Genomic DNA, 26639 nt, shown 5'->3' with positions numbered 1-26639 from the left:
CTCGCTTTCACGGCTTTTTGCAGACCATGTCAGATACATTGTTCAAGGGCGTGATGCCGGCCCTGGCGACTCCGTTCCGCGACGGCGCGGTGGACGAGAAGGCGTTCGTGGCCCTCGTCGAGCGTCAGATCGCGGGCGGCGTCCACGGCATCGTGCCCGTGGGCACGACCGGTGAGACCGCGACGCTTTCCCATGACGAACACCGCCGGGTGGTCGAGCTGGCCGTGAAGACCGCCGCCGGCCGCGTGCCGGTGGTCGCCGGCGCCGGCTCCAATTCGACCGACGAGGCGATCGAGTTGGTGCGGCATGCCAAGACCATCGGCGCGGACGCCGCCCTGGTGGTGACCCCGTACTACAACCGCCCGAGCCAGGAGGGCCTCTACGCCCACTATGCGGCGATCAACGAGGCGGTGCAGCTGCCGGTGCTAGTCTACAACGTGCCCGGCCGCACCGCGGTGGACATCAGCAACGAGACCCTGGGCCGGCTGGCCAAGCTGCCGAACATCGTCGGCATCAAGGACGCCACCGCCGACATGACCCGCGCCACCGTCCAGCGCCAGCTGTGCGGCGAGGACTGGGTGCTGCTTTCGGGCGACGACCTGACGGCGCTGGGCTACATGGCCCACGGCGGCCACGGCTGCATCTCGGTCACCGCCAATGTCGCGCCGGACCTGTGCGCCACCTTCTACAACGCGGCCATGGGCGACGACTGGAAGACCGCGCTCTACTGGCAGGATCGCCTGTTCCGCCTGCACCGTTCGCTGTTCTCGGACGCCTCGCCGGCGCCGGTCAAGTTCGCGCTCTCGCACCTGGGCCTCTGCACCGAGGACGTGCGCCTGCCGATCGTGCCGGCGTCGGAGGCCTCGCGCGCCGAGGTGCTGGCCGGGATGAGAGAAGCCGGCGTCGTCTGATGGCTGGCAAGCTGATCGCAGAGAACCGCCGCGCGCGGTACGACTACTTCCTCGAAGAGACTTTCGAGGCGGGCCTGATGCTGACCGGGTCCGAGGTCAAGTCGCTGCGCAATGGGCGGGCCAACATCGCCGAATCCTACGCCTCGGTGGAGGGCGACGAGGTGGTGCTAATCAACTCGGATATCCCGCCGTTCGCCCAGGCCAACCGCTTCAATCACGAGCCGCGGCGGCACCGGAAGCTGCTGCTGCACCGCAAGCAGCTGGACAAGCTGATCGGCGCCGTGACCCGCGAGGGGCGTACGATCATCCCGACCAAGCTCTATTGGAACGATAAAGGCCTGGCCAAGCTGGAGATCGCGCTGGCCAAGGGCAAGAAGACGCATGACAAGCGCGAGGCGACCGCCGAGCGCGACTGGCAGCGCGACAAGGCCCGGCTGCTGCGTGACCGAGGCTGACGTCGAGGCGATCGAGCGGGCGACCGTCGCGGCGGTCGCGCCGCGCGAGGCGCTGGAGATCGGCGGCTGGCTGGTCGCCCTGAACGACGGAACCATTCGCCGGGCCGCGAGCGCCGTGCCGCTGAGCCATGACCTTGCGGCCGATCCCGGCGTGATCGACCAGATCGAGACGGCCTATGCCACGCGCGGCTTGGCGCCGGCGTTCCGGGTCGCCGATGCGCCCGGACTGGAGGGTGTGCGCGCCGAGCTGGCGCGGCGCGGCTATCACTTCGAGCAGCCGACGCTGGTCAAGGTCGGCGGCGCGGCGGCGATGATCGCCGCGGCCCGCGGCGCGGCGGCGGCGGTGGCGCAGGCGCCGGACGCCGGCTGGGCCCGGGTGTTCACCAGCGAAGGCTTCGACGAGGCGGACGGCCGTCATAGAGTGGCGGCGCTGACGCGTTCGCCGGACGCGGTCTATGGCGGAATTTCGGAGGGCGACCTGACCCTGGCGGTCGGCGTCGCCGCCTTCGGCCACGGCTGGGCCAGCGTGCACGGGATGCGCACCGACGCCTCGCGGCGCGGCGAGGGCCTGGCCGGGCGGGTGCTGGCGGGGCTGGCGGGCGCGGCCCAGGCACGCGGCGTGGAGCGGGTCTTCCTGCAGGTCGAGGAAGGGAACGCCGGTGCGCGCAGCCTGTACCGGCGTGCCGGGTTCACGCAGGCTTGGCGGTACTTCTACTGGAGCCGCTAGGCGTCGATCAGCTCGCGGGCGCGGCGGAAGACGGCCTCGAACATCGGCGCGGTCAGGCGGCCGGTGTTCGTGTTGAGGCGCGAGCAGTGGTAGCTGTTCAGCACGACATAGGGGCCGGCCTGGAATTCGGCGCCGTGGCCTGAGATGCCGGCCGAGGCCTTGAGGCCCAGGGCCTTGAGCACGTTGCGGCGCGAGACGTCGCCCAGGGTGACGATCACCTTGAGGTTCGGCAGGTCCTTGAACCGTTGGGTCAGGAACGGGCGGCAGGTGTTCTCTTCGCTGGTCTCGGGCTTGTTGCCGGGCGGGGCGCAGCGGACCGCGTTGGTGATCATGCAGTCGTACAGTTCGAGGCCGTCGTCTGTGCGGGCGTCGAACCTGTCGTTCGCAAAGCCGGTCTTGAAGAGGGTGTCGTAGAGCATCCAGCCGGCATGGTCGCCGGTGAAGGGGCGGCCGGTGCGGTTGGCGCCGGTGCGTCCGGGCGCAAGGCCGGCCACCAGCAGACGCACGCTCTGCGGTCCGCCGACCGGCACGAGCGACGGGGCAGGGCCGTTCCACCAGTCGGGGTTCTGGGCGGCGTTGGCCTGGCGGTAGGCCACCAGGCGCGGGCACAGCGGGCAGTCACGGGGCGGCTCGGCGCCCCAAAGTTCAACGGACATCAGAGCTCGGCGTCGACGTCGTGGCCATGCTCGTCGCGGGCGGCGCGGCTTTCCTGAATGAAGCGCGGCAGGCGCGAGGGTCGGCCGATGATGTCGGCGAGGTCGGCCAGATCCACAAAGTTGTCGGCCTGACGGCGCAGGTCGTCCGACGCCATCGGCGGCTGCGACTTGACGGTCGAGACCACGGTGACGCGCGCGCCGCGGCGCTGCACGGCCTCGACCAGGACCCGGAAGTCGCCGTCGCCGGAGAACAGCACCAGATGGTTCGCGTGGGCCGCCATCTCCATCATGTCGACGGCGATCTCGACATCCATGTCGCCGCGCCAGCGCTTGCGCCCTTGCGCGTCGGTGTATTCGCGCGCCGGCTTGGTCACCAGGCGGAAACCGTTGTAGTCGAGCCAGTCGACCAGCGGTCGGATCGGCGAATATTCCTGATCCTCGACCAGGGCGGTGTAGTAGTAGGCCCGCACCAGCACGCCGCGACTGCGGAACTCTTCCAGCAGCTTGCGATAGTCGATATCGAAGCCCAGCCCCTTGGCGGCGGAGTACAGGTTCGCTCCGTCAATGAAGAGCGCCAGCCTGTCCGTGGGGTAGAAAGTCATGAGTGCGAATAATCCTGCGAAAATGTCTCTGGGCGTAGATCCGGACGAGGCTGCTGTTGTCGCCTTGGGCGGTAATGTCGCCGGCGACTATGGTTCGTCCGAAGCCCTTCTCGAGGCGGCGCTTGCTCGTTTCGCGGAGGCGGGATTGCCCATCCTGCGTCGGTCGTCCTGGTGGCGTTCGGCCGCCTGGCCCGACCCGAGCGATCAGGAGTATCGCAACGGCGTTGTGCTTGTCGAGGCTCGGCTTTCGCCGCAAGCGCTAATCCGAACATTGTTCATGCTGGAGAACGAATTCGGCCGCATGCGCAGCGTCCGGAACGCGCCGCGGACGCTCGATCTCGACCTGATCGCTCATGGCCGAATCGTCTCCAATGACCCGGAACTGACCCTGCCGCACCCGCGGGCGCACGAGCGGCTGTTCGTCATGGGGCCGTTGGCGCAGATCGCGCCCGAGTGGCGCCATCCGGTGCTGGGGCGGACGGCGGCCGAGCTGGCCGCCAGCGCCACGGTCGGGCTGGACGCGGTCCCGCTTTAACGTCGCAGGGGTGATCGTCGAAGTTGACGCGCCCGTCAGGCGGGTATACGGCGCGGCCCCTTTCGAGGCGGCAGGATCGGCCCGTGGGCTATCGGCTCATCATCTTTGATTTCGACGGCACGCTGGCCGACAGCGCCGCCTGGTTCGCTGGCGCGCTGAACGGCGTGGCCCGCCGCTACGGCTTTCGCGAGATCGACCTGTCCGAGATGGCCGAGCTGCGCGGGCGGCCCAATCGCGAGATCATGCAGGCGCTGAAGGTCAGCCCCTGGAAGCTGCCGCTCATCGCCGCGCACATGCGCAAGCTGGCGGCCCAGGCCGCACCGACGATCGGCCTGTTCCCAGGCGTGGCCGACATGCTGCGCCGCCTGGCGGCGCGCGGCGTGAAGGTGGCCATCGTCAGTTCGAACGGGGAGGCGGTGGTCCGCCAGGTGCTGGGGCCCGAGTTGGCCGGCCTGGTGGCGTACTACGGCTGCGGGGCGTCGATTTTCGGCAAGGCGGCCAAGTTCCGGCAGGTGATCCGGGCGGCTGGGGTGGCCGAGGCCGACGTGCTGAGCGTCGGCGACGAGGTGCGCGACATTGAGGCGGCGCGGCAGATGCGCCTGGCCGCCGGGGCGGTGACCTGGGGCTACGCCACGGCCGACATCCTGCGGGCCCAGCGGCCGAGCGCGGTGTTCGAAACCACCGACGACGTATTGCGCGAAGCCGGGCTCTGCGGCGCCTGAGCTTCGTTTTCCGAGGGTATGCGGCGTTGCACAATCGACGCGGACCCTCTATTTTGTGCGGTTCTACCGCCGCTCTGAGGATTACATGGCCCGCGTCACCGTCGAAGATTGCGTCGAGAAGGTCCCCAACCGCTTCAGCCTCGTGCTGCTGGCGGCCCATCGCGCCCGCGCCATTTCCGCCGGCGCGCCGCTGATGGTCGACCGCGACAACGACAAGAACCCGGTCGTCTCGCTGCGCGAGATCGCCGACGACGTGGTGGACGCCGATGACCTGCGGGAAAACCTGATCGGCACGCTGCAGCGCGTGGATGAGCGTTCGGAAGCCGAGGAAGAGGCCGAAACCCTGGCCCTGCTGGCGGATCCGACCCACATGCAGATGAGCGAGCTGGAACTGGTTCGCGCGCTTCAGAGCGACCGTGACGGCGGCCAGGAGGAGCGGTACTGAGCCCGGAAGGCGCAGAACCCCTCACCGTCACGGCGGCGCCTCAACAACCGCCCGCCGACAAAGCCGATGCGCCGGTCGCCAAGCAGCGGCCGAAGATGCTTCGCCAGTACGAACTGATCGAGAAGGTCCGTTCGTACGACCCTACCGCCGACGAGGCGGTCCTGAACCGCGCCTATGTCTACGCCATGCGCATGCATGGGTCACAGAAGCGCGCGTCGGGCGACCCCTATTTCGCCCACCCGATCGAGGTGGCGGGGATCCTGACCGACTACCGGCTGGACACCGCCACCATCGTCACCGCGCTGCTGCACGACGTGATCGAGGACACTCCGGTCACGCCCGACGACATCCGCGCGCTGTTCGGGCCCGAGATCACCGAGCTGGTCGAGGGGGTGACCAAGCTCACCAAGCTGGAACTCAACAGCGAGCGCACCAAGCAGGCCGAGAACCTGCGCAAGTTCATCCTGGCCATTTCCAAGGACGTGCGGGTCCTGATGGTCAAGCTGGCCGACCGCCTGCACAACATGCGGACGCTGCACTACATCTCCAGCCCGGCCAAGCGCGAGCGGATCGCGCGCGAGACCCTGGACATCTATGCCCCGCTGGCGCGCTCGATCGGCTGTCACCGGATCTGCACCGAGCTGGAAGAGCTGTGCTTCGAGCACCTGAACCCCGTGGCGCGCGACGCTATCGGCCGGCGGCTGGAGGCGCTGCGCATCGAGCAGGGCGCGGCCGTCTCGATCGTCTCTGGCGAAATCGCGGCCAAGCTGGAGACCGCCGGCATTCCGGCCCGGGTCTTCGGGCGCGAGAAGAACGCCTATTCGATCTGGCGCAAGCTGCAGCGCAAATCGATTGGATTTTCTCAGCTTTCCGACATCTATGCGTTCCGGGTGATCGTGGACACCGAGGCCGATTGCTATGCGGCCCTGGGGGTGATCCACCGCGCCTGGCCGAGCGTGCCTGAGCGGTTCAAGGACTTCATCTCGACTCCCAAGCGAAACAACTACCGCTCGCTGCACACGACCGTGGTTGGGCCCAAGGGCATGCGGATCGAGATGCAGATCCGCACCGAGACCATGGACCGGATCGCCGAGGACGGCGTGGCGGCGCACTGGCGCTACAAGAACTCGTCCTATGGCTTCGACCCTGAGGACCAGGCCGCCGGCGGCGGGCGCGACCCGCTGGTCAATCTGCGCCACCTGGTCCAGGTGCTGGAGCACGGCGGCGATGTCGAAGAACTGGTCGAGCACGCCAAGCTCGAGATGTACCTCGACCAGGTGTTTGTGTTCACGCCGAAGGGCAAGCTGGTGAGCCTTCCGCGCGGGGCGATGCCGCTGGACTTCGCCTATGCGGTCCATACCGACGTCGGCGACACCTGCATCGGCGTGAAGATCAACGGCGAGCTTAAGCCGCTGCGCACGACGCTGCAGAACGGCGATGTGGTCGAGGTGATCCGCGGGACCAAGCCTGTGGTGCCGCCGGACTGGCGTTCGCTGACCGTCACCGGGCGCGCGCGTTCGGCGATCCGCCGGCACATCCGCCAGACCGAGCGCGACGAGTTCGTGCGGCTGGGCCGGGCGAGCCTGGACCAGACCTTCGAGCGGGCCGGAAAGTCGCGCAAGGACGTACTGCTGAAGCCGTCACTGGAGCGGTTCGCGGTGGCCAGCGAGGACGACCTGTTCGAAATGGTCGGCCGCGGGCGGATCGCTCCGACCCAGGTGCTGGATGTCATCTTCCCCGGGCTGAACGCGGCCGATCGCGAGGCCGCGGCGGCCACGCGCCGGATCGAGGGCGGCAAGGGGGCGCGGCTCTATGTGCGCGGCGGCGGGCTGACGCCGGGCGTCTCGCTGAACTTCGGCCAGTGCTGCACGCCCGTGCCCGGCGACCGCATCGTCGGCATCCTGGAACCGGACGGCACCGGCCTGACGGTGCACACCATCGACTGTGCGCGGCTGGCCGAGTTCGAGGACCGCGAGGAGCTTTGGCGCGACCTGCAATGGACGCCCGAGGCCGAGCGCAACACGGTGACGCTGTCCAAGCTGACCGCCACCATCCGCAACGCGCCCGGCGTGCTGGGCCAGGCCTGCACGGCGATCGGCGAGGCGGGCGGCAATATCGTCAACCTGCGCATGCACCGGCGGCAGTCGGACTTCTTCGACGTGGACTTCGACGTCGAGGTCAAGGACGCCCGGCACCTGACCAACATCGCCGCGGCCTTGCGCGCCTATCCCAGCATCGAGACTGTCGACCGCGCCAAGGGGTGAGGGGCTTCCGCCTGGAGCGCGCCCAGCCCTGGAGCGATTTCCGATCTGATTGGATCGGAAATGCTCAGGACTCTTTGAATTCAGGCCGTTTTCACCCGCCAGCCGACAGCGGCCTCGACGGGCGCTCTAGATCAGTGAACCGACTGCGAGTGTTCGCCGCCCGGTCGCACGATGCCGCCGAGCGCCTCGCCGGTGCGCGAGGTCTGGCCGACCGAGGCGAGGTCGGCCAGCGAGACGATGCCGATCAACCGCTTGTCGCGATTGAGCACCGGCAGGCGGCGCACCTGTATGTCGCCCATATTGCGCAGGACGGCGTCGCTGTCGTCGTCCTCGAAGCAGTATTTGACCTCGCGGCTCATCACGTCGGCGACCTTGGCGTCCGGGCCCTTGCCCAGCGCGATGCCGCGCACGCAGATGTCGCGGTCGGTGATCATTCCGACCAACCGATCACCGTCGGCGACGGGCAGGATGCCGGCGTCGAGCTCGGCCATCATCCTCGAAGCGTCGCGTAGGGACTCCTGCGGGCTGGCCATCTTGACGTTGCGGGTCATGCAATCGGCGACTTTCATGTCGGGCCTCCGTACCTGGGGGAGCCGGCGACGGGGGCCGGCCTCTGCGGCAAACGGCCAGGAACGGCGGGTGTTCCGAGGTCGCGGCGGCGAGGCGATCGTGCGCCCAAAACAGCGAAGCCCGGGGGTCGAGGACCCACCGGGCTTCAAGTCCGACTATCGTTTTCCATCGCTGGCTGATTTGTCGGGCTGGTTTTCGACTTTCATCTCCAACCGTCTCATCAACGGGCGACCCGTGCGATGGGTTCCGGCCGGCTGCAAAAATTCCGAAGGCGGATGAAAAAGCCCAGAAGGCCGTCTGGCGCTTCTGGGCTCCGAGCCGATCTCGAGTTTGCGTTTCGGGGATCGGACATGTCCGTAGACATGAGCTTGAACCGGGCAGGCGCGCATAGGTTCCCGGCCTGGTGGCACAATCTTCGCGGCGCCCGTTCTGCGGGGCCTGACAGGGCGCGGATTCTCCCGTCACATGGGCGCCATGCACAAGCCGCTCGCGTTCGCCGCCGTCCTGCTCGCCTCCACCGCCGCCCAGGCGACGTCGCCCCCGGCCTATGACGTCCTGATCCGCAACGCCCAGGTCTATGACGGCTCAGGAGGTGCGCCGTTCAAGGGCGAGGTCGCGATCGCCGAGGACCGCATCGCCTATGTCGGGCCCAAGGCGCCCGAGGGCGCCCGCACCGTGATCGACGCCGGCGGCAAGGCGGTCTCGCCCGGCTTCATCAACATGCTGTCGTGGGCCACAGACAGCCTGATCGCCGATCCGCGCGGGCTGTCGGACCTGAAGCAGGGCGTCACCTTGGAGGTGATGGGCGAGGGCAGTTCCATGGGACCGCTGAGCCCGCAGATGAAGCGGCTGGAAACCCAGCGCATGGGCGACATCAAGTACGACATCGCCTGGACCAGCCTGGACGAATACCTGACGTGGCTGACCAAGCGCGGATCGGCGCTGAACGTCGCCTCGTTCGTGGGGGCCGCGACGGTGCGCGAGCACGTGCTGGGCGAGGGCGACGTCGACCCGACGCCCGAGCAACTGGCGGCGATGCGCAAGCTGGTCGTCGAAGCGATGCAGGACGGGGCGCTGGGGGTCGGATCGTCGCTGATCTACGCGCCGGCCAGCTATGCCGAGACCCCGGAGCTGGTCGCGCTGGCGAGCGAGGCGGGCCGCTGCGGCGGGATCTATATCAGCCACATGCGCTCGGAGGCCGACCGGCTGCTGGAGGCCATCGACGAGTTGATCGACATCTCCAAGCAATCCGGCGCGCCGGCCGAGATCTATCACCTGAAGCAGGCCGGCAAGGGCAACTGGGACAAGCTGCGCCCGGCGATCGCCCGTATCGAGGCGGCGCGGGCGGCGGGCCATCGGATCACTGCGGACATGTACACCTATACGGCTGGCTCGACGGGCCTCGACGCAGCTATGCCGCCCTGGGTGGAGGCCGGCGGGGTGGAGAGCTGGACCCAGCGCCTGAAGGACCCGGCGACCCGCGCCAAGGTCATCGCCGAGATGCGGCAGGAGAAGCCGGCCTTCGAGAACCTCTACCGCCATGCCGGCGCTGAAGGCACGCTGCTGGTCGGCTTCAAGAACCCGGCTCTGAAGGGGCTGACCGGCAAGACCCTGGCGCAGGTGGCCAAGGACCGCGGCGTTTCGCCCGAGGACGCGGCCATCGACCTGGTGATCGAGGATGGTAGCCGGGTGCAGGTGGTCTATTTCCTGATGTCCGAGCAGAACGTGGCCCGCCAGACGGCGTTGCCCTGGATGAGCTTCGGCTCGGACGCCTCGGCCCAGGCGCCCGAGGGCGTATTCCTGAAGTCGAGCACCCATCCGCGGGCCTACGGGAACTTCGCGCGGCTGCTGGGCAAGTACGTGCGCGAGGAGAAGACGACGAGCCTGGCCGACGCCGTGCGGCGGCTATCGGCGTTCCCGGCCCAGAACCTGGGGCTGAAGGACCGCGGGATGCTGAAGGCCGGCTACTATGCGGACGTGGTGGTGTTCGATCCGGCGACCATCGGCGACGTCGGCACCTATGAGCAGCCCAAGCAGTTCGCTGTCGGGGTCAGCGACGTGTTCGTCAACGGCAAGCAGGCGCTGAAGGACGGCGAGCCGACCGGTCAGCTGGCCGGCCAGGTGGTGCGCGGGCGCGGCTGGAGCGGCTGGAGCGACGGCGGCTGCCGCGCGAGCGCCAAGGACTGGAGCTGGACATGGTGAGCGCAGGCGAACGTCGCCGGATGGGCGAGCGGCTGCACGCCTTTACCCAGGTGTTCGACCCGCCGCTGGGGACTGGCCATGGGCCGACGTTCGCGATCAAGGACCTGATCGACGTGGCCGGCGTGCCGACGGGCGGCGGCGGGGTGGTTCCGCTGGACGCGGCGCCGAAGGACCATGCCGTGGCGGTCCAGCGACTGCTCGACGCCGGTTACCTGGCGGTGGGCAAGACCCATACGGTCGAGCTGGCGTTCGGCGGCTGGGGCACCAATCGATCGGTGGGTGCGCCGTGGAACCCCTGGGACGGGGCCGTGCATCGCGCGCCAGGCGGATCGTCCAGCGGCTCGGCGGTGGCGGTGGCGAGCGGCCTCTGCGACGTGGCGCTGGGCACCGACACCGGCGGCTCGATCCGGATCCCGGCCGCCGCGTGCGGCGTGGTGGGCTTAAAGCCCGGACGCGGGCTGGTCTCGACGCGGGGCGTGCACGACCTAGCGCCCAGCCTGGACACGCTGGGCCCGCTGGCCCGCTCGGTGGCGGACGCCGCGCGGGTGCTGGAGTTGATCTCCGGTCCGGACGGCGGCGGCGCCGTGCGCCCGCGGTTCGACGCGGCGGCGGCGCTGGCGATGGACGTGCGCGGCTGGAAGGTGGCGGTGCTGCCGATGGAGGCGATGCCGGCGACCGACCCGCAGGTGGCGGAACTGTACCAGGCCGCGGTCGGCGCCCTGGCGGTCCTGGGTGTGGAGATCGAGACGGCCCGTACGCCGAGGCCGTTCGCCGACTACTTCATCCCCAACGGCTGGTTGATGGCGGCCGAGGGCTGGCGGGTGCGCGGGCCGCACATTGCGGCCAATGGCGAGTTCATGGATCGTTGGGTGGTCAAGCGTTTCGAGGCCGGCCGCAGCGTCACCGACGCGGAGTTGGCCCGGGCGCTGGCCCGGCGGGCGGCCGATCAACGCGAGTTCCAGGATTGGATGGCGCCCTACGGCGCACTGATCTCGCCGACGCTGCCGATCCCCGCGCCGCCGATCGAGGATGTCGATGAGACCGCCTCACCATTCTCGGCCATGACCCGGGCCGGCAACTACCTGGACCTGCCGGCCGCCAGCGTGCCGATGGGGCTAACCGACGGCGGCTTGCCGGCCGGCCTGCAGATCATGGGGCGGATGGCCGACGAGGCGTCCGTCGTCGCCCTGGCGGCGGCGTACGAGGCGGTGTCGGGATGGAACGGCCGGCGGCCCGACCTGTCGGCGTTTTAGGGCGCGCCGTAGTGGACGCGGGCGGGCAGGCCGGGCGCAAGACGCCCGGCGCCCTTGGGTTTCGGCTGGGCCGCCTCGGCGGTCTTGACCTCTTCGGCCGGCCTGGGCCGGCAGAAGATCCTGATGGCGCAGATATCGATCTTCTTGTGGCGCAGCGACAGGGTCCAGCGCGCCATCCGGGTGACTTCCGTCAGTCGACCGGGCTTGAGGCGCTGCAGGCCCCAGCGGCCCCAGGCCTCGGCGCCGTAGACGAAGCGGTCGAGCACGACCGGATGGCGAGTGGCGGCGGAGGCTTCTGCGGCGCGGGCGGCCGTGGCGATGACGACCACGCCGAGCGCCCCTGCGAGAAGGACCTTGCTACGCATCACCACCACCCCGGCCCGTATGGCTCGCCGCGCCGAATCCGCACGACGCCGTTATCTGCGGACGCTTCGTGGCGCTGATGTGGCGAGGCAGGTGGTGGAGTTCAACTCCTGGCGGCGCCGGTCAGACCGCCTTGGCCGCACGGTCGCGGGCCGTTTGCTGTTGGACGAGGATGCCTTGGCGGGTCTCGTCGAGGATGCGGGCGATGATGGGGTCGGCCTGTATCGCCTTCCAGTAGGCCGCCAGTCGGGGCAGGGCGAGCAGCGGGTCGGGCGTACCGAATACGCTGGGGATCCATTCGCTGGCCAGCACGAGCTGCGGGGCGATGGCGCCGTCGGCCTGGGTCAGGCCCCGGCCGACCGCATAGCCGTCGGTCCCGATGAAGTCTTCCAGATAGGCCAGGGCCTCGGCCAGCTTGCCGGCGGCGGCCTCGACCACGGCCGGCTCCCAGTGGCGGCGCGAGCGGCCGGCGAGGGTGAACAGCGGGACCATGGCCATGACCACGTAGAAGTCGCAGATCCGCGAGAGCAGCCGCATCTGCGCGCGCTCCCAGGGATCGGCCGGCCTCAAGGCGGGCTCTGGATAGGCGTCTTCGAGGTACTCGCAGATGACCTCCGATTCCGGCAGGGCGCGGCCGTCGTCGAGGACCAGGGTCGGCACCCGACCGATAGGGTTGACCTTGAGGTATTCGGCCTTGGTCTCCTCCGAGGCCCCGAAGCCGGGCGGGTGGATGATCTCGACCTCGATCCCCTTGGCGTAGAGCAGCAGTCGCACCCGGCTCGGGAACGGCGAGTCGTAGGTCTGGAACAGCTTCACCGGTCGGTCCTCCCCACGCGAATTGGTCGATGACAGCATGCCGGGGGTTCGGTAATCCGCAAAGTCAGGAGACCCGACATGAACACTGAAGACGTCCTGGAAGAATTCCGCGCCTCGGGCGCGCTGCGCGAAGGCCATTTCGTGCTGTCGAGCGGCCTGCATTCCGGGACGTTCCTGCAGAAAAACCTGGTGTTCCAGTATCCGGAGCGCACTGCGCGGCTGTGCAAGGCGCTGGCCGCGAAGATCAAGGAAGCTGTGGGCGAGGTCGATCTCTGCATCTCGCCGGCCGTCGGCGGCATCATTCCCGGGTACGAGACCGCCCGCCAGCTGGGCGTGCCGTCGATGTACGTCGAGCGCGAGGGTGGTGAGTTCAAGCTGCGCCGGGCGTTCGAGATCCCGCCGGGCGCGCGGATCGCCATGGTCGAGGACATCGTCTCCACCGGCCTGTCGTCGCGCGAGTGCGTGGAAGCCATCAAGAAGGCCGGCGGCGATGTCGTCGTCGCCGCCTGCATCGTCGACCGTTCGGGCGGCCGGGCCGATCCCGGCGCGCCGTTCGTGGCCCTGGCCCGGCTGGACGTGCCCGCCTATCCGGCCGACCAACTGCCTCCCGAGCTGGCGGCGATCCCGGTCGAGGATCCGGGCAGCCGGAGACTGAGCAAGTGAGCAAGCTGCGGCTGGGCGTGAACATCGACCACGTGGCGACCATCCGGAACGCCCGTGGGAGCAACTATCCCGACCCTGTGCGCGCGGCCGAACTGGCCATCGCCGCGGGCGCGGACGGCATCACCGCCCATCTGCGCGAGGACCGTCGCCACATCTCGGACGCCGACATCGAGGCGCTGGCGGCGATCACCCGCAAGCGCGGCCGGCCGCTGAACTTCGAGATGGCGGTGACGCAGGAGATGGAAGCCATCGCCCTGGCACACCTGCCGCACGCCGCCTGCCTGGTGCCCGAGCGGCGCGAGGAACGCACGACCGAGGGCGGGCTAGACGTGGTCGGGGGCCACAATCACATCGCCCCGGTGGTGGCCAAGCTGGTCGCCGCGGGCGTGCGGGTCTCGTGCTTCATCGACGCCGACCCGGCCCAGGCCGCGGCCGCCAAGGCGATGGGCGCGCAGGTCGTGGAGTTCCACACCGGGGCCTACTGCGACGCCGTCCGCGAGCGTTCGCCCGAAGCGCCGGCGCTCCTTGAGGCGCTGCGGGCGGCGGCCGCGGAAGCCGGGCGGCTGGGCCTGGAAGTCCATGCCGGCCACGGCATCGACTATGAGACCGTCAAGCCGATCGCGGCGATTCCGGAAGTAATGGAGCTGAACATCGGCCACTTCCTGATTGGCGAGGCGATCTTCGTGGGCCTGACGCCGGCGATCCACCGGATGCGGGCGCTGATGGACGAAGCGCGGGTGGGGAAAGCGGCGTGATCATCGGCATCGGGTCCGACCTGTCCGACATCCGTCGGGTGGCCGAGACGTTGGAGCGGTTTGGCGAGCGGTTCACCAATCGCATCTTTACGGAGATCGAGCGGACCCGTTCCGAGCGCAAGCCGGACCGGGCCTCGAGCTACGCCAAGCGGTTCGCCGCCAAGGAGGCCTGCGCCAAGGCGCTGGGCACCGGCCTGAGGGCTGGGGTGTTCTGGCGCGACATGGGCGTGGTCAACATGCGCTCGGGCCAGCCGACCATGGCCCTGACCGGCGGCGCGGCCGAGCGGCTGGCCAAGATAACGCCGCCGGGGCGCCGGGCCGTGATCCACCTGTCGCTGACCGACGACCACCCCTATGCGCAGGCCTTCGTGATCATCGAGGCGGTGCCGGAGTAGGGCCAGTCGCCCTCCAGGCGGACAGAGCATCACCGCCGCCTTCTACATATGCGATAGCGCGCCTACGCCATCTGGCGCGGGTCGTAGAAGAAGGTCCCGCGCGCGATCTTGTCGCCGCGCCAGGTCTGCCAGGCGACCTCTTCCATGCACTTCGGCGGGCCGTCGTGCGGCACGAAGGTGAAGCGCCAGCGGATCACCACGGTGTCGCCGTCGATCAGCGGCGGGGCGAGCAACTCGGTCTCGACGCGGGCGAAGCGGGCCAGGGTGCGGGCCTCGCCGTCCATCAGCAGGTCGCGGCCGACACGCGGCTCGCCCTGATTTTCCTGCATGGAGGCGCCTTCGTGATACCAGTCGCCGATCGCCCCGACGTGATCGCCCGAGAGGACATGGGCGGTGAAGGCGTCGACGGTCTTGCGTTCGGGCATGGCGATCTCCTCGCCGCGATAGCTAGGCCCTGACGAGACGCCGTTCCAGGCGGGGCCAGAAGATGTTCAGCGCCAGGCCGCTCATCACCAGGGCCGCGGCCAGCAGCTTCCACGGCGGCAGGCTTTCCCCGAGGAACACCGCCGAGGCGCCCATCCCGAAGACCGGGACCAGCATGGCCATGGGGGTGATGGTCGCGGCCGGGTGGCGCGACAGCAGCCAGCCCCAGGCGGCATAGCCGAACAGGGTGTTGCCGACCGACTGCCAGAGCACGGCGGCCCAGGTGGCGGCGTCGGCGGCGCGGACGCCCTCGATCATCGCCGCAGGCCCTTCGAAGACCAGGGCCAGGATCAGCAACGGTGGGACCGAAAAGAGGCTGGCCCAGACCACATAGGCGAGCATGTTCACCTGGCCGGCGGCGCGGGAGAAGGCGTTGCCGCCCGCCCAGCTGGCGGCGGCGGCCAGCACCAGGGCCAGGCCCAGCGGCGTCACCGAGGCGTCGGTGTTGTGACTGACGATGACCAGCAGGCCGACGGCGGCGAGCGCCAGGGCGACCATCTGGAACGGTCGCAGGCGTTCCCTGGCCAGCCACATGGCCAGGCCGATGGTGAAGAACACCTGGGTCTGCACGACCAGCGAGGCCAGACCCGGCGAGATGAAGCCGTTGATGGCGATGTAGAGCAGCCCGAACTGGCCGGCGCCGATCAGCACGCCATAGGCGGCGAGGTTCTTCCAGGGCACGTCCGGCTTCTTGAGGAAGAACACCGCCGGCAGCAGGGCGAAGGTGAAGCGCAGCACCGCGAAGGTCAGCGGCGGCAGATGGTCGAGCCCGATGCGGATGACGACAAAATTGGTGCCCCACACCGCCACGACGGCGAGGGCGAGCAGCACATGGGTCAGCGGCAGGCCGGGACGGGTCATGGTCTGGTGATACTCCCGGGCGGCGGTGGGGCAAGGCAGGAAAGTTGCGACGGCGGCCAGAGACGCTGGATATTCCGTCGTGGGCGGTTCATGCGCGAGAAAGCTCAATGCGGCCTGGACTTTGCTTGATTGGCCGTAAATTGGCCGTACCGCGCCGTGAGGAGAGTCCTCCGCGGCGTGCTTGCTCAAGGCCAATGCAACGTCTAGCTAGGCGAACTGTCCGCTGCTTCGGGCCAAGGATTGAAGATGACCGACCGCGCAGAGACCGCTTCCGATAAAGCCAGCGGGGTGAACGACTTCGTCGAGATCGTGAAGACCGTGGCCTACGCGCTGCTGATCGCGCTGTTCCTGCGCGTGCTGTTCTTCCAGCCGTTCACGATCCCGTCGGCCTCGATGGAGCCGACCCTGCTGGAAGGCGACTACATCATCGTCTCGAAGTTTTCCTACGGCTATTCGCGCCACTCGATCCCGTTCAGCCCGCCGCTGTTCAAGGGGCGGATCATGGAGCACGCCCCCGAGCGCGGCGACATCGTCGTCTTCAAGCTGCCGCGCGACGGCCGCACCGACTACATCAAGCGGTTGATCGGCCTGCCGGGCGACCGGGTGCAGATGCGCCAGGGCCGTCTGTGGATCAATGGCAAGGAAGTCGTCGACAAGGAACTGCCGCCGGTCATGATCGACTCCGGCTACGGCTTCACGCGCAACGTCCAGCGCTTCCAGGAGACGCTGCCGGGCGGCCGCACCTTCATCACCTATGACTTCGGCCCGGACGGCGACGTGGACAACACCCCGACCTTCGTGGTGCCGGAAGGCCACTTCTTCTTCATGGGCGACAACCGCGACAACTCGCTCGACAGTCGGGTCCCGGCCGAGATCGGGGTCGGTTTCGTCCCGGCCGAGAACCTGGTCGGCAAGGCGCAGATCATCCTCTTGTCATGGAACCCGGGGGCGTCGCTGTTCAAGCCCTGGACCTGGGTGCTGAACGCCCGGCCCAGCCGGTTCTTCAACATCCTCCAATGAACAGACGAGAAGTCGCGGTCGCCGAACTGGAAGGCCGCATCGGCCACGTTTTTCACGACCGCGAGCTTCTGGAGCGCGCGCTGACGCACGCCAGCGTCGGCGATGGCGCGCACAAGGTCCGCCACTATGAGCGGCTGGAGTTCCTGGGCGACCGGGTGCTGAACCTGCTCGCGGCCGAGCGGCTGATGGCGTTGAATTCCGAGGCGCGGGAAGGGGAGATGAGCCGGCTGATGGCGGGGCTCGTCAACTACCACGCCTGCGCCCGGGTCGCCCGGCGGATCGGCCTGCCCAGCGCCCTGCGCATGGCGCACAGCGCCAGCAAGATCGGCGCGCGCGACAAGGACACCGTGCTGGGCGACGCCTGCGAGGCGCTGATCGGGGCGATCTATATCGACGACGGGCTGGAGGCGGCCCGGGCCTTCTTCCTGGAGTTCTGGGCCGAGGAGTTCGAGCGCCTGGACGCCCCGCAGATCAAGGATCCCAAGACCCAGCTGCAGGAATGGGCGCAAGGGCGCGGCCTGCCGCTGCCGCTCTACAAGGTGGTCGGCCGCGAAGGCCCTGACCACGCCCCCTCGTTCACCGTGTCGGTGAGCGTGGGCGACTATGAACCCGAGCTTGCCGAAGGCCGTTCCCGTCAGGAGGCCGAAAAGGCCGCGGCCACGGTGATGCTGCTCAAACGCGAAGGACCTCAATGACCACCCGCGCCGGCTTCGCCGCGATTATCGGAGCCCCGAATGCGGGCAAGTCGACCCTGACCAACCGCTTGGTCGGGGCCAAGGTCACCATTGTGACCCAGAAGGTCCAGACCACCCGCTTCCCCGTGCGCGGGGTCGCCATGGCCGGTGAGTCGCAGGTCGTGCTGGTCGACACTCCTGGCATCTTCTCGCCCCGACGCCGGCTGGACCGGGCGATGGTGCGCTCGGCCTGGGGCGGCGCCGACGAGGCCGACGTCACGGTGCACCTGGTCGACGTGCAGGCCGAACTGGCCGCCGCCGAGCCGGGCGCCAAGTCCGCCGACAAGCGCTCGGCCGCCGACGTTCAGATGATCGTCGAGGGGCTGAAGACCGCCGGCAAGAAGGTGATCCTGGCGCTCAACAAGATCGACGGGGTCAAGCGCGAGCGCCTGCTGGGTCTGGCGCAGGGGCTCTACGACACCGGCGTCTACACCGAGGTGTTCATGATCTCGGCCGCCGACGGCCAAGGTGTGGACGACCTGAAGGCGCGGTTGGCCGAGCTGATGCCGGAGGGGCCGTGGCTCTATCCGGAGGAGCAGACCGCCGACCTGCCGGCGCGGTTGCTGGCCGCCGAGATCACTCGCGAGAAGCTGTTCCTGCGGGTGCACGAGGAGCTGCCCTATGCGGCCGCCGTCGAAACCACTGCGTTCCAGGAGCGCAAGGATGGTTCGGTGCGGATCGAGCAGTCGATCTATGTCGAGCGCGAAAGCCAGCGCCCGATCGTGCTGGGCAAGAACGGCCAGACCCTGAAGTGGATCGGCCAGAAGTCGCGCGAGGAGCTCATCGAGCTGTTCGACCGGCCGGTGCACCTGTTCCTGCACGTGAAGGTCGACGAGCGCTGGGCCGACAAGCGCGAGTTCTATGGCGACGTGGGCCTGGATTTCGACGCCTAGCATCCTAGTTTGGGCGTCATGATCCCGGTTGTTCGCGGCTGATGGAATTCGAAGACGACGCCTATGTGCTGTCGGCCCGCGCCCATGGGGAGACCGGGGCGATCGTCGAACTGCTGACCGCGCGGCACGGCAAGTATGCGGCCCACGTGGCCGGCGGGGCATCGCGGCGGATGAAGCCGTTCCTGCAGGCTGGCGCGCGAACCGTCGTCCACTACCGGGCGCGGATGTCGGACCAGCTGGGCTCGGCGCAGCTGGAGCCGGTGGGGGAGGGGCCCTCGGCGCTGTTCGACGACCGCATGGCGCTGGCGGGCCTGTCGGCGGCTGCGGCGGTGGCGGCCGCGGCGCTGCCCGAGCGCGAGCCGCACCCCGGTGTGTTCCTGGCCTTCGAGGCGCTGAGCGCCGCGCTCATGCTGCCGGAAATCTGGCCGGCGGTGTTCGTGCGCTTCGAGGCCGGGCTGCTGCAGGAGCTGGGCTTCGGCATGGACCTGTCGAAATGCGCGGCGACCGGCGAGGTCGACGACCTGATCTATGTGAGCCCGCGCACCGGGCGGGCGGTGAGCCGCAAGGCCGGCGAGCCGTACAAGGACCGGCTGCTGCCGCTGCCGCAGTTCATGCTGTCGGCTCAGACCGGGCTGGCGGCCGGCGACGTCAAGGCAGGGTTGGACCTGACGGCGCACTTCCTGGAGCTGTTCGTGTTCGGGCCGGTGAACAGGCCGCTGCCGCCGGCGCGGGTGTGGCTGGTGGAGCGGCTCATCGAGGCCGACCGGCTCTAGGCCGCATCCGCCGCGGCGACTTCCGTCGCGTCGCCCGTTAGAACGGGACTGAACTGCGAGTTTGATTCGACCATGACCAAGCACATCCCACCGCCCGGCGACGGGGACGGCGACCGCATCATCGACGAGCCGCTGACCGAGGCGCTGTCACGGCGATATCTGGCCTATGCGCTCTCGACCATCACCGGTCGAGCGCTGCCCGACGTGCGCGACGGGATGAAGCCGGTGCACCGGCGGCTGATGTACGCCATGCGCCAGCTGCGGCTGGACCCGAACACCACGGCCAAGAAGTGCGCCCGTGTGGTTGGCGACGTGATCGGTAAGTACCACCCGCACGGCGACACCGCCGTCTACGACGCCCTGGTGCGCCTGGCCCAGGACTTCGCCCAGCGCTATCCGCTGGTCGACGGGCAGGGGAACTTCGGCAACATCGACGGCGATAACGCCGCGGCCATGCGATACACCGAGTGCAAGCTCACCGTCGCCGCGCAGCTTCTGCTGGACGGCATCGATGAGGACGCCGTCGACTTCCGCCCGACCTATGACGGCGAGGACGAGGAGCCGGTGGTGCTGCCGGCCGGGTTCCCGAACCTGCTGGCCAACGGCTCGAGCGGCATCGCCGTGGGCATGGCTACCTCGATCCCGCCGCACAACGCCGCCGAGCTGATCGACGCCTGCCTGGTGCTGCTGGAGGACCCGAACGCCGAGACCTCGCGGCTGCTGGATCACGTCCAGGGCCCCGACTTCCCGACCGGCGGGGTGATCGTCGAACCGCGCGAGAGCATGCTGGAGACCTACGCCACCGGCCGCGGCGGGGTGCGGGTGCGGGCGCGCTGGGAGAAGGAAGACACCGGCCGCGGGACCTATCAGATCGTCGTCACCGAGATCCCGTATCAGGTGAAGAAGGCCGACCTGGTCGAGCAGCTGGCCGACCTGATCGAGACCAAGAAAGCCCCGCTGCTGGGCGACGTGCGCGATGAGAGCGCCGAGGACGTGCGCCTGGTCCTCGAGCCCAAGAACCGCAACGTCGAGCCCGAAGTGCTGATGGAGAGCCTGTTCAAGCTCTCGGCGCTGGAGAGCCGCTTCCCGGTCAACATGAACGTGCTGGACGCCAAGGGCGCGCCGGGGGTCATGGGCCTGCGCCAGCTGCTGCAGTCGTTCCTGGATCACCGCCGCGAGGTGGTGGTGCGCCGGGCGCGCTTCCGCCTCGACAAGATCGAAGCGCGGCTGCACATCCTGGACGGCCTGGTCATCGCCTTCCTGAACCTGGACGAGGTGATCCGCATCGTCCGCTACGAGGACGAGCCCAAGGCCCGGTTGATCGAGGCGTTCGCGCTGTCCGACATCCAGGCCGACGCCATCCTCAACACCCGGCTGCGCCAACTGGCCAAGCTGGAGGAGATGGAGCTGCGGCGCGAGCACGCCGAGCTGGCCGAGGAACGCGACGGCCTGTTGAAGATGCTGGCCTCGGACAAGGCGCAGTGGCGCCTGGTCGGCGTCGGCCTGAAGGACGTTCGCGCGATCCTTGGTCCCGACACCAACCTGGGCAAGCGCCGCTCGACCTTCGACACCGCCCCGGTGGTGGACGCCGAGGCGGCCATGGAGGCGATGATCGTGCGCGAGCCGATCACCGTCATCCTTTCCGAGCGCGGCTGGATCCGCGCGGCCAAGGGCAAGGTCGAGGACCCGTCGGAACTGAAGTTCAAGGAAGGCGACAAGCTCGGCTTCATCGTCGCGGCCGAGACGACGGACAAGCTGCTGATCTTCGCCTCGGACGGCAGGTTCTTCACCATCGGTTGCGACAAGCTGCCGAGTGCGCGCGGCCATGGCGAGCCGCTGCGGCTGATGCTCGACCTAGACGACAAGACCGACATCATCGACATCTTCCCCCACAAGCCGGGGACCAAGCGCGTCATCGCCTCGAAGGAGGGCTACGGCTTCATCCTGCCCGAGGAGGAGGCGGTCAGCTTCCGCCGGGCCGGCAAGCAGGTGCTGAACGCCGGGGCCAAGGGCGCGGCCTTCGCCATGCCGATGAGCGGCGACCACTTCGGGGTGATCGGCGACAACGGCAAGATCCTGATCTTCCCGCTGTCGGAGCTGCCGGAGATGCCGCGCGGCAAGGGCGTGAAGCTGCAAACCTACCGCGAAGGCGGCCTGCGCGACGCGGTTGTGTTCAACGCCGAGGAGGGCGCGACCTGGATCGACACCGCCGGCCGCACCCGCGTCTGGGGCGAGTGGCGCGAGTGGCTGGGCCGGCGCGCGGCGGCCGGCAAGCTGGCGCCCAAGGGCTTTCCGACCAGCAAGCGGTTCAAGCCGAAATAGGCCGCGCGACACCTTGTAGGTGTCGGGCGCAACGCTAAGCTTCACCGACCGATGTTCGGGAGGGGGAAGTTTCATGAAGCGCCATCTGCTGGCGACGGCTCTGGCCGCGGCGACGATGACCTGGGCCGCGTCGCCCGTCGCCCTGGCCAAGGAGCCGGCGGCGGCGCTGGCTCCGGCCGCGAGCCCGGAGGCGGTGGGCTTTGACAGCGCACGCCTGAAACGGCTGGACGGCGCCATGGCCCAGGTGGTGGCCAATGGTCGCGTGGCGGGCGTGCAGACCCTGCTAGCGCGCCATGGCAAGGTGGTGGCGTTCAACACCTACGGCAAGGCGAACCTGGAGACCGGCGCGGCGCTCGAGAAGGACGCCATCTTCCGCATCTACTCGATGTCCAAGCCCGTCACCGGCGTGGCGATGATGATCCTGTTCGAAGAAGGCCGCTGGCGGCTGGACGACCCGATCACGACGTACCTGCCCGAGATGAAGGACCTGAAGGTCTGGAAGGGCGTCGACGTCCAGGGCCAGCCGATCCTGGAGCCGGTGAAGCGGCCGCCGACCATGCGCGAGCTGATGAGCCATACGGCCGGGTTCGGCTATGGCCTCGGCGACAAGCACCCGGTCGACCGCATGTTCCGTGACGGCCGGATCCTGGGCGCGGCCGACCTGAAGGACCTGACCGCCAAGACCGCCGCGATCCCGCTGATGTACCAGCCCGGCGAGCAGTGGAGCTATTCGGTCGCCGTCGACCTGCAGGGCGCGGTGGTCGAGCGGATGACCGGCCAGAGCCTGGGCGACTTCATGGAAAGCCGCATCTTCAGGCCGCTGAAGATGAACGACACCGGCTTCTACACCGGCGCGGACAAGGCCGGGCGGCTGGCGACGCCCTATATCGGCAATCCCGAGACCGGCAAGATCGAGGAGGCTAAGACCCTGTTCGGCCAGCCGATCCAGAACTTCGTCGACAAGCCGCGGCTGGAGTCGGGCGGCGGCGGGCTGGTCTCGACCACCCGCGACTATGCGCGCTTCGCCCAGATGATGGCCAACGGCGGCGAACTGGACGGAGTGCGGATCCTGTCGCCGGCCTCGGTCGAACTGATGGGAACCAACGTCATCCCGCAGGCGGCGCTGGTGTCGTCGAACGGCTCGACCGCCTCGTCGTTCAACGAGGCGGTGGGCTTTGGCCTGGACTTCATGGTGGTCAACGACCCCCGCAAGGCCGGCGGCCTGGAAGGCAAGGGTACGATGAGCTGGGGCGGGGCGGCCGGCACCTGGTTTTGGATCGATCCGACCAACGACGTGATCTTCGTCGGCATGATCCAACGCTATGGCGGCACCGGCGGGCCGGACCTGGGCGGACTGACGAGGACGCTGGTCTACCAGGCCCTCGTCGATCCGGCGAAGTAGCGCCTACTTCGTCGTGTAGCCGCCGTTGACCAGGACGGTCTGGCCGGTCATCCACCAGCCGTCCGACACCAGGAAACGGATGAAGGGCACGATGTCCTCGATGTCGGTGAGCCCGGTCTTCGAGAACTTCGAGAGGGCCGCCGCGCCCTTGTGGTAGGCGACTGCGTCCGCGCCTTCGGCCGGATAGAAGAACGGCGTGTCCATGGGGCCTGGACCGATGGCGGTGACCGAGATCCCACGCTCGCCCAGTTCCTTGGCGGCGGCGCGGGTGAAGTGCTCGACCGGCGCCTTCATCCCGGCATAGGCGGCGTAGTACGGCGTGAAGGCCCCGAGCAGGGACGTCACCAGGGTGCAGGCCTTGCCGTTGTCCTTGAGCAGGCGGCCGGCTTCTCGCAGGAAGAAGAAGGCGGACTTGGCGTTGACCGCGCTCATCTCGTCGAACTCGGCCTCGGTGATCTCGGCCATCGGCTTCTTCAGCACCTTGCCGACGGTGTTGATGGCGATGTCGGGCCGGCCGAACGCCGCGGCCGAGTCATCGAACAGCTTTTCCATCGCCGCGGCGCTGGTGAGATCGGCCTGGAGCGCCAAGGCTTCGGCGCCAGCGGCCCGGACGGCCTGGACGGTGGCTTCGGCGTCAGCGGCGGTGGCGGGGCTATTGTAGTGGATCGTCACGGCGCGCGCGCCGTGGGCGGCGAGGTCTCGGGCGAGCAGGCCGCCGAGGTTCTTTGCGCCGCCCGCGATGAGGACGGTCTTTCCCTTGATGTCGTGATTGGCCATCGCCGGTCTCCTTGCTGCTGATGGGGCAAGTTACCGTCCGTATTTGCTGGATAAATGCCGCCAATGTGACAACACTAGTCGTCAATATTGGATAATGGGGCCGGCGATGGACCGCATGGATCTCTACCGGGTGTTCGCCCGCGTGGTGGAGTGCGCGAGCTTCACGCGCGCCGCCGACAGCCTTGGCCTGCCGCGATCCTCGGTATCGGCTGCGGTGCAGATGCTGGAGACGCGGCTCGGCGCGCGCTTGCTGAACCGGACCACGCGGCGGGTGTCCGTCACGGAAGACGGAGCCATCTTCTACGAGCGCTGCGTTCGACTCCTCTCGGACATGGAGGAGGCGGAGGAGCTCTTTCGTAACGCGGGCGGTCGACCCTCCGGCCGGCTACGGGTGGACGTGCCCGGACGCATCGGGAGGCTGGTGATCGCGCCCGCCCTGCCGGAGTTCCTCGCGGCGTATCCGCAGATCGAGATCGACCTCGGGATGACCGACCGCGCGGTCGATCTCGTGGAGGAGCGGGCCGATTGCGTGCTGCGGGTCGGACCCTTGGGCGATTCCGGATTGGTCGGGCGCCGCATCGGCGACCTGGAACTGATCAATGTGGCGAGCCCGGCCTATCTGACGCGCCACGGCGCCCCCGCCGGCCCCCAGGACCTGGGGGAGCATCTGGCGGTCAACTATGCATCGCCCTCAAGCGGGCGAGTGGAACCGTGGGAGTGGATGGACGGGGAGACGGTGCGCACGCAGCCGATGCGCGGGACCGTCTGCGTGAACAGCGCCGAAGGGCTGATCGCCTGCTGCCTGGCGGGGCTGGGACTGATTCAGATCCCGGCCTACGACGTCGCCGGCCATCTGGCGGCGGGCGAGTTGGTGCGGGTGATGGACGAGCATCGCGCTCAACCCATGCAGATGACGCTGCTCTACCCGCATCGTCGACAAGCGCCGGAAAGGCTCAAGGTCTTCTCCGCCTGGCTGGAGGCGCTGCTGCGTCCGCACGTCCGCGCGCCTTGACTTTCGAGGCCCCACATGCGCCCTTCCGCCCTCGATTTTCAGAGCCTTAGCGACTCCCCATGCACGCCTACCGCACCCATACCGCAGGCGCTCTTCGCGCCGCCGACACGGGCAAGACCGTCCGCCTTTCAGGCTGGATTCACCGCAAGCGCGACCACGGCGGTCTGGTCTTCATCGACCTGCGCGACCACTACGGTCTGACCCAGCTGGTCATCAGCCCGGAGACCCCCGGCTTCGACGTCATTGAGCGCCTGCGCGCCGAGAGCGTCATCCGCATCGACGGCGAAGTCGTGGCCCGCAGCCCGGAAACCGTGAACGCCAACCTGCCGACCGGCGAGGTCGAGGTGCGGGTGCGTTCCGTCGAGGTGCTGTCCGAAGCCGCCGAACTGCCGCTGCCCGTCTTCGGCGAGCCGGAGTACCCGGAAGAAATCCGCCTGAAGCACCGCTATCTGGACCTGCGCCGCGAGACGCTGCACCGGAACATCGTGCTGCGCTCGAAGGTCATCCACTCGATCCGCAATCGCATGATCGACCAGGGCTTCCTGGAGTACCAGACGCCGATCCTGACGGCCTCGTCGCCGGAAGGCGCGCGCGACTTCCTGGTGCCCTCGCGGATGCACCCGACCAAGTTCTACGCGCTGCCGCAGGCCCCCCAGCAGTTCAAGCAGCTGCTGATGGTCTCGGGCTTCGACCGCTACTTCCAGATCGCGCCGTGCTTCCGCGACGAGGACCTGCGCGCCGACCGATCGCTGGAATTCTACCAACTCGACGTCGAGATGAGCTTCGTCACCCAAGAGGATGTGTTCGCGGCGATCGAGCCGGTGATGCATGGGGTGTTCGAGGAGTTCGGCGGCGGCAAGCGCGTCTCGCCGATCGACCAGCCGATGTCCTATGTCGACGACTTCGGCAAGACCATCGAGCACAAGGGGTTCGAGCGCCTGACCTACGTGCAGTCGATGGCCCGCTATGGCACCGACAAGCCCGACCTGCGCAACCCGATCGTCATGCAGGACGTGTCGGACAACTTCCGCGGCGGCGGTTTCGGCCTGTTCGCGCGCATCCTGGAAGACGCCAAGAACGCCGTCTGGGCGATCCCGGCCCCGAAGGGCGGCAGCCGCGCGTTCTGCGACCGCATGAACAGCTGGGCGCAGGGCGAGGGCCAGCCTGGCCTGGGTTACATCTTCTGGTCCGAGGACCAGGGCGGCTGGGGCGGCCCGATCGCCAAGAACCTCGGCCCCGACGCGACCTCGGCGCTGATGACCGCAATCGGCATGGGGCAGGGCGACGCCGCCTTCTTCGTGGCCGGCGATCCCAAGGTGTTCGCGAAGTTTGCAGGCAACGCCCGGACCAAGGTCGGCACGGACCTGAAGCTGGTCGACGAGGACCAGTTCAAGTTCTGCTGGATCGTCGATTTCCCGATGTTCGAGTGGAGCGAGGAAGAGCAGAAGGTCGACTTCTCGCACAACCCGTTCTCGATGCCGCAGGGCGGCCTCGACGCGCTGCTGAACCAGGACCCGCTGACCATCCGCGCGTTCCAGTACGACATCGTCTGCAATGGCTATGAGCTTTGCTCGGGCGCGATCCGGAACCACATCCCCGAGGTGATGGTGAAGGCGTTCGAACTGGCCGGCTACGGCGCCAACGTCGTCGAGGAAGAGTTCGGCGGCATGCTGAACGCCTTCCGCCACGGCGCGCCGCCGCACGGCGGCCTGGCGCCCGGCATCGACCGGATCGTCATGCTGCTGGCCGGCGAGACCGCGATCCGCGAAGTCATCGCCTTCCCGCTGAACCAGCAGGGCCAGGACCTGCTGATGAACGCGCCGTCGGAAGTGCTGGAGAAGCAGCTGAAGGAGCTGCACATCCGCCTGGCGCCGCCGATCAAGGTTTAGGGCGCGCAGCGACAGATACGGAAAAGGGGGCCAATGGCCCCCTTTTTTTGTGCTCGTCAGTCGACGGCGGCGAAGAAGCGCGGCGGGGCCGGCGGCGCCGGGGCCGCGGGCGGGGCCGGCGGCGCGGGGCGAGCGACGA

Annotated in this window: 28 protein-coding genes; 20 read left to right on the top strand and 8 right to left on the bottom strand. The window is 68.6% G+C overall.

The window, feature by feature from the left end:
* Positions 1-26: 26 nt before the first annotated feature.
* From dapA to OUA97_RS15195, 3 genes are read left to right on the top strand one after another with little or no spacing between them, the layout of a single operon-like run.
* Positions 27-911 (top strand): 4-hydroxy-tetrahydrodipicolinate synthase, encoded by an 885-nt coding sequence (gene dapA, locus OUA97_RS15205; RefSeq protein ID WP_267232839.1) that lies wholly within the window; start codon positions 27-29, stop codon positions 909-911.
* Complete coding sequence (gene smpB / locus OUA97_RS15200; RefSeq protein WP_267232838.1) at positions 911-1366, top strand: SsrA-binding protein SmpB; 456 nt, start codon at positions 911-913, stop codon at positions 1364-1366. Before dapA ends, smpB begins: the two co-directional genes overlap by 1 nt.
* Complete coding sequence (locus OUA97_RS15195) at positions 1353-2093, top strand: GNAT family N-acetyltransferase (protein ID WP_267232837.1); 741 nt, start codon at positions 1353-1355, stop codon at positions 2091-2093. Before smpB ends, OUA97_RS15195 begins: the two co-directional genes overlap by 14 nt.
* Here OUA97_RS15195 and OUA97_RS15190 read toward each other — a convergent pair.
* Together OUA97_RS15190 and OUA97_RS15185 are read right to left on the bottom strand one after the other, a co-directional pair.
* Positions 2090-2749, bottom strand: a complete 660-nt coding sequence (locus OUA97_RS15190; protein ID WP_267232836.1) for a uracil-DNA glycosylase — start codon at positions 2747-2749, stop codon at positions 2090-2092. The genes OUA97_RS15195 and OUA97_RS15190 overlap by 4 nt on opposite strands.
* Positions 2749-3351: an NYN domain-containing protein gene (locus OUA97_RS15185; RefSeq protein ID WP_267232835.1), complete on the bottom strand. Its 603-nt coding sequence runs from the start codon at positions 3349-3351 to the stop codon at positions 2749-2751. The genes OUA97_RS15190 and OUA97_RS15185 overlap by 1 nt, the downstream gene beginning before the upstream one ends.
* Between OUA97_RS15185 and folK the strand changes: the two genes are divergently transcribed.
* The 4 genes from folK (at position 3350) to OUA97_RS15165 (ending at position 7317) form a co-directional block, all read left to right on the top strand.
* Positions 3350-3886, top strand: a complete 537-nt coding sequence (folK, locus tag OUA97_RS15180; RefSeq protein ID WP_323690859.1) for a 2-amino-4-hydroxy-6-hydroxymethyldihydropteridine diphosphokinase — start codon at positions 3350-3352, stop codon at positions 3884-3886. The two genes, OUA97_RS15185 and folK, sit on opposite strands and share 2 nt — an antisense overlap.
* 83 nt (positions 3887-3969) lie before the next feature.
* Positions 3970-4608 carry an HAD hydrolase-like protein gene (locus OUA97_RS15175; protein ID WP_267232832.1) on the top strand — a complete coding sequence of 213 codons (639 nt, stop codon included), beginning with the start codon at positions 3970-3972 and terminating at the stop codon, positions 4606-4608.
* An 85-nt stretch (positions 4609-4693) separates the two neighbouring features.
* Positions 4694-5053, top strand: coding sequence for a DNA-directed RNA polymerase subunit omega (gene rpoZ, locus OUA97_RS15170; RefSeq protein WP_183770296.1), 360 nt, complete (start codon positions 4694-4696; stop codon positions 5051-5053).
* Positions 5054-5148: 95 nt separating this feature from the next.
* Complete coding sequence (locus tag OUA97_RS15165) at positions 5149-7317, top strand: RelA/SpoT family protein (RefSeq protein WP_267232829.1); 2169 nt, start codon at positions 5149-5151, stop codon at positions 7315-7317.
* 131 nt (positions 7318-7448) lie between these two features.
* Here OUA97_RS15165 and OUA97_RS15160 read toward each other — a convergent pair whose 3' ends face one another.
* Positions 7449-7886 (bottom strand): CBS domain-containing protein, encoded by a 438-nt coding sequence (locus OUA97_RS15160; RefSeq protein ID WP_267232827.1) that lies wholly within the window; start codon positions 7884-7886, stop codon positions 7449-7451.
* A gap of 475 nt (positions 7887-8361) precedes the next feature.
* Here OUA97_RS15160 and OUA97_RS15155 point away from each other — a divergent pair, with 475 nt between their 5' ends.
* Positions 8362-10089: an N-acyl-D-amino-acid deacylase family protein gene (locus OUA97_RS15155; protein ID WP_267232826.1), complete on the top strand. Its 1728-nt coding sequence runs from the start codon at positions 8362-8364 to the stop codon at positions 10087-10089.
* Positions 10083-11342, top strand: coding sequence for an amidase (locus tag OUA97_RS15150; protein WP_267232824.1), 1260 nt, complete (start codon positions 10083-10085; stop codon positions 11340-11342). The genes OUA97_RS15155 and OUA97_RS15150 overlap by 7 nt, the downstream gene beginning before the upstream one ends.
* Here the strand turns inward: OUA97_RS15150 and OUA97_RS15145 are convergent.
* Positions 11339-11707: a hypothetical protein gene (locus OUA97_RS15145; protein ID WP_267232823.1), complete on the bottom strand. Its 369-nt coding sequence runs from the start codon at positions 11705-11707 to the stop codon at positions 11339-11341. The two genes, OUA97_RS15150 and OUA97_RS15145, sit on opposite strands and share 4 nt — an antisense overlap.
* Positions 11708-11828: 121 nt before the next feature.
* Positions 11829-12560, bottom strand: coding sequence for a glutathione S-transferase family protein (locus OUA97_RS15140; protein WP_267232822.1), 732 nt, complete (start codon positions 12558-12560; stop codon positions 11829-11831).
* A 39-nt stretch (positions 12561-12599) separates the two neighbouring features.
* On the opposite strand from OUA97_RS15140, the gene pyrE reads away from it, so the two are divergent.
* From pyrE to acpS, 3 genes are read left to right on the top strand one after another with little or no spacing between them, the layout of a single operon-like run.
* On the top strand, positions 12600-13184 hold the full coding sequence (gene pyrE, locus OUA97_RS15135) for an orotate phosphoribosyltransferase (protein ID WP_267232821.1): 585 nt from the start codon (positions 12600-12602) through the stop codon (positions 13182-13184).
* Positions 13181-13939, top strand: coding sequence for a pyridoxine 5'-phosphate synthase (locus OUA97_RS15130; protein WP_267232820.1), 759 nt, complete (start codon positions 13181-13183; stop codon positions 13937-13939). Before pyrE ends, OUA97_RS15130 begins: the two co-directional genes overlap by 4 nt.
* Positions 13936-14334: a holo-ACP synthase gene (gene acpS, locus OUA97_RS15125; protein ID WP_267232818.1), complete on the top strand. Its 399-nt coding sequence runs from the start codon at positions 13936-13938 to the stop codon at positions 14332-14334. Before OUA97_RS15130 ends, acpS begins: the two co-directional genes overlap by 4 nt.
* 62 nt (positions 14335-14396) lie before the next feature.
* On the opposite strand, the gene OUA97_RS15120 is transcribed toward acpS, so the two are convergent.
* Both OUA97_RS15120 and OUA97_RS15115 read right to left on the bottom strand, forming a co-directional pair.
* Complete coding sequence (locus tag OUA97_RS15120) at positions 14397-14759, bottom strand: nuclear transport factor 2 family protein (RefSeq protein ID WP_267232816.1); 363 nt, start codon at positions 14757-14759, stop codon at positions 14397-14399.
* Between the two features lie 22 nt (positions 14760-14781).
* Positions 14782-15678 (bottom strand): EamA family transporter, encoded by an 897-nt coding sequence (locus tag OUA97_RS15115; protein WP_267232815.1) that lies wholly within the window; start codon positions 15676-15678, stop codon positions 14782-14784.
* 246 nt (positions 15679-15924) lie between these two features.
* On the opposite strand from OUA97_RS15115, the gene lepB reads away from it, so the two are divergent.
* The 6 genes from lepB to OUA97_RS15085 all read left to right on the top strand — a co-directional run bounded on the left by lepB (position 15925) and on the right by OUA97_RS15085 (position 22822).
* Complete coding sequence (lepB, locus tag OUA97_RS15110) at positions 15925-16698, top strand: signal peptidase I (RefSeq protein WP_267232814.1); 774 nt, start codon at positions 15925-15927, stop codon at positions 16696-16698.
* Positions 16695-17393, top strand: a complete 699-nt coding sequence (rnc, locus tag OUA97_RS15105) for a ribonuclease III (protein ID WP_267232813.1) — start codon at positions 16695-16697, stop codon at positions 17391-17393. The genes lepB and rnc overlap by 4 nt, the downstream gene beginning before the upstream one ends.
* Positions 17390-18325: a GTPase Era gene (gene era / locus OUA97_RS15100; RefSeq protein ID WP_267232812.1), complete on the top strand. Its 936-nt coding sequence runs from the start codon at positions 17390-17392 to the stop codon at positions 18323-18325. Before rnc ends, era begins: the two co-directional genes overlap by 4 nt.
* 41 nt (positions 18326-18366) lie before the next feature.
* Complete coding sequence (recO, locus tag OUA97_RS15095) at positions 18367-19098, top strand: DNA repair protein RecO (RefSeq protein WP_267232811.1); 732 nt, start codon at positions 18367-18369, stop codon at positions 19096-19098.
* Positions 19099-19170: 72 nt separating this feature from the next.
* Entirely contained in the window at positions 19171-21420 is a 2250-nt protein-coding gene (gene parC / locus OUA97_RS15090) for a DNA topoisomerase IV subunit A (RefSeq protein ID WP_267232810.1), read from the top strand.
* 73 nt (positions 21421-21493) lie between these two features.
* Positions 21494-22822, top strand: a complete 1329-nt coding sequence (locus OUA97_RS15085) for a serine hydrolase domain-containing protein (RefSeq protein WP_267232808.1) — start codon at positions 21494-21496, stop codon at positions 22820-22822.
* Between the two features lie 3 nt (positions 22823-22825).
* On the opposite strand, the gene OUA97_RS15080 is transcribed toward OUA97_RS15085, so the two are convergent.
* Positions 22826-23599 (bottom strand): SDR family oxidoreductase, encoded by a 774-nt coding sequence (locus OUA97_RS15080; RefSeq protein ID WP_267232806.1) that lies wholly within the window; start codon positions 23597-23599, stop codon positions 22826-22828.
* A 106-nt stretch (positions 23600-23705) separates the two neighbouring features.
* On the opposite strand from OUA97_RS15080, the gene OUA97_RS15075 reads away from it, so the two are divergent.
* Together OUA97_RS15075 and aspS are read left to right on the top strand one after the other, a co-directional pair.
* Positions 23706-24611: a LysR family transcriptional regulator gene (locus tag OUA97_RS15075; RefSeq protein WP_267232804.1), complete on the top strand. Its 906-nt coding sequence runs from the start codon at positions 23706-23708 to the stop codon at positions 24609-24611.
* A 59-nt stretch (positions 24612-24670) separates the two neighbouring features.
* Positions 24671-26500 (top strand): aspartate--tRNA ligase, encoded by a 1830-nt coding sequence (gene aspS / locus OUA97_RS15070; RefSeq protein WP_267232803.1) that lies wholly within the window; start codon positions 24671-24673, stop codon positions 26498-26500.
* The last annotated feature ends 139 nt before the right edge of the window (positions 26501-26639 follow it).

It is taken from the genome of Phenylobacterium sp. 58.2.17, from assembly GCF_026411515.1.
In the GTDB taxonomy this organism is placed as follows: domain Bacteria; phylum Pseudomonadota; class Alphaproteobacteria; order Caulobacterales; family Caulobacteraceae; genus Phenylobacterium.
Note: the sequence above shows the minus strand (reverse complement) of the source record. Positions and strands in the feature narration are given on the sequence as shown.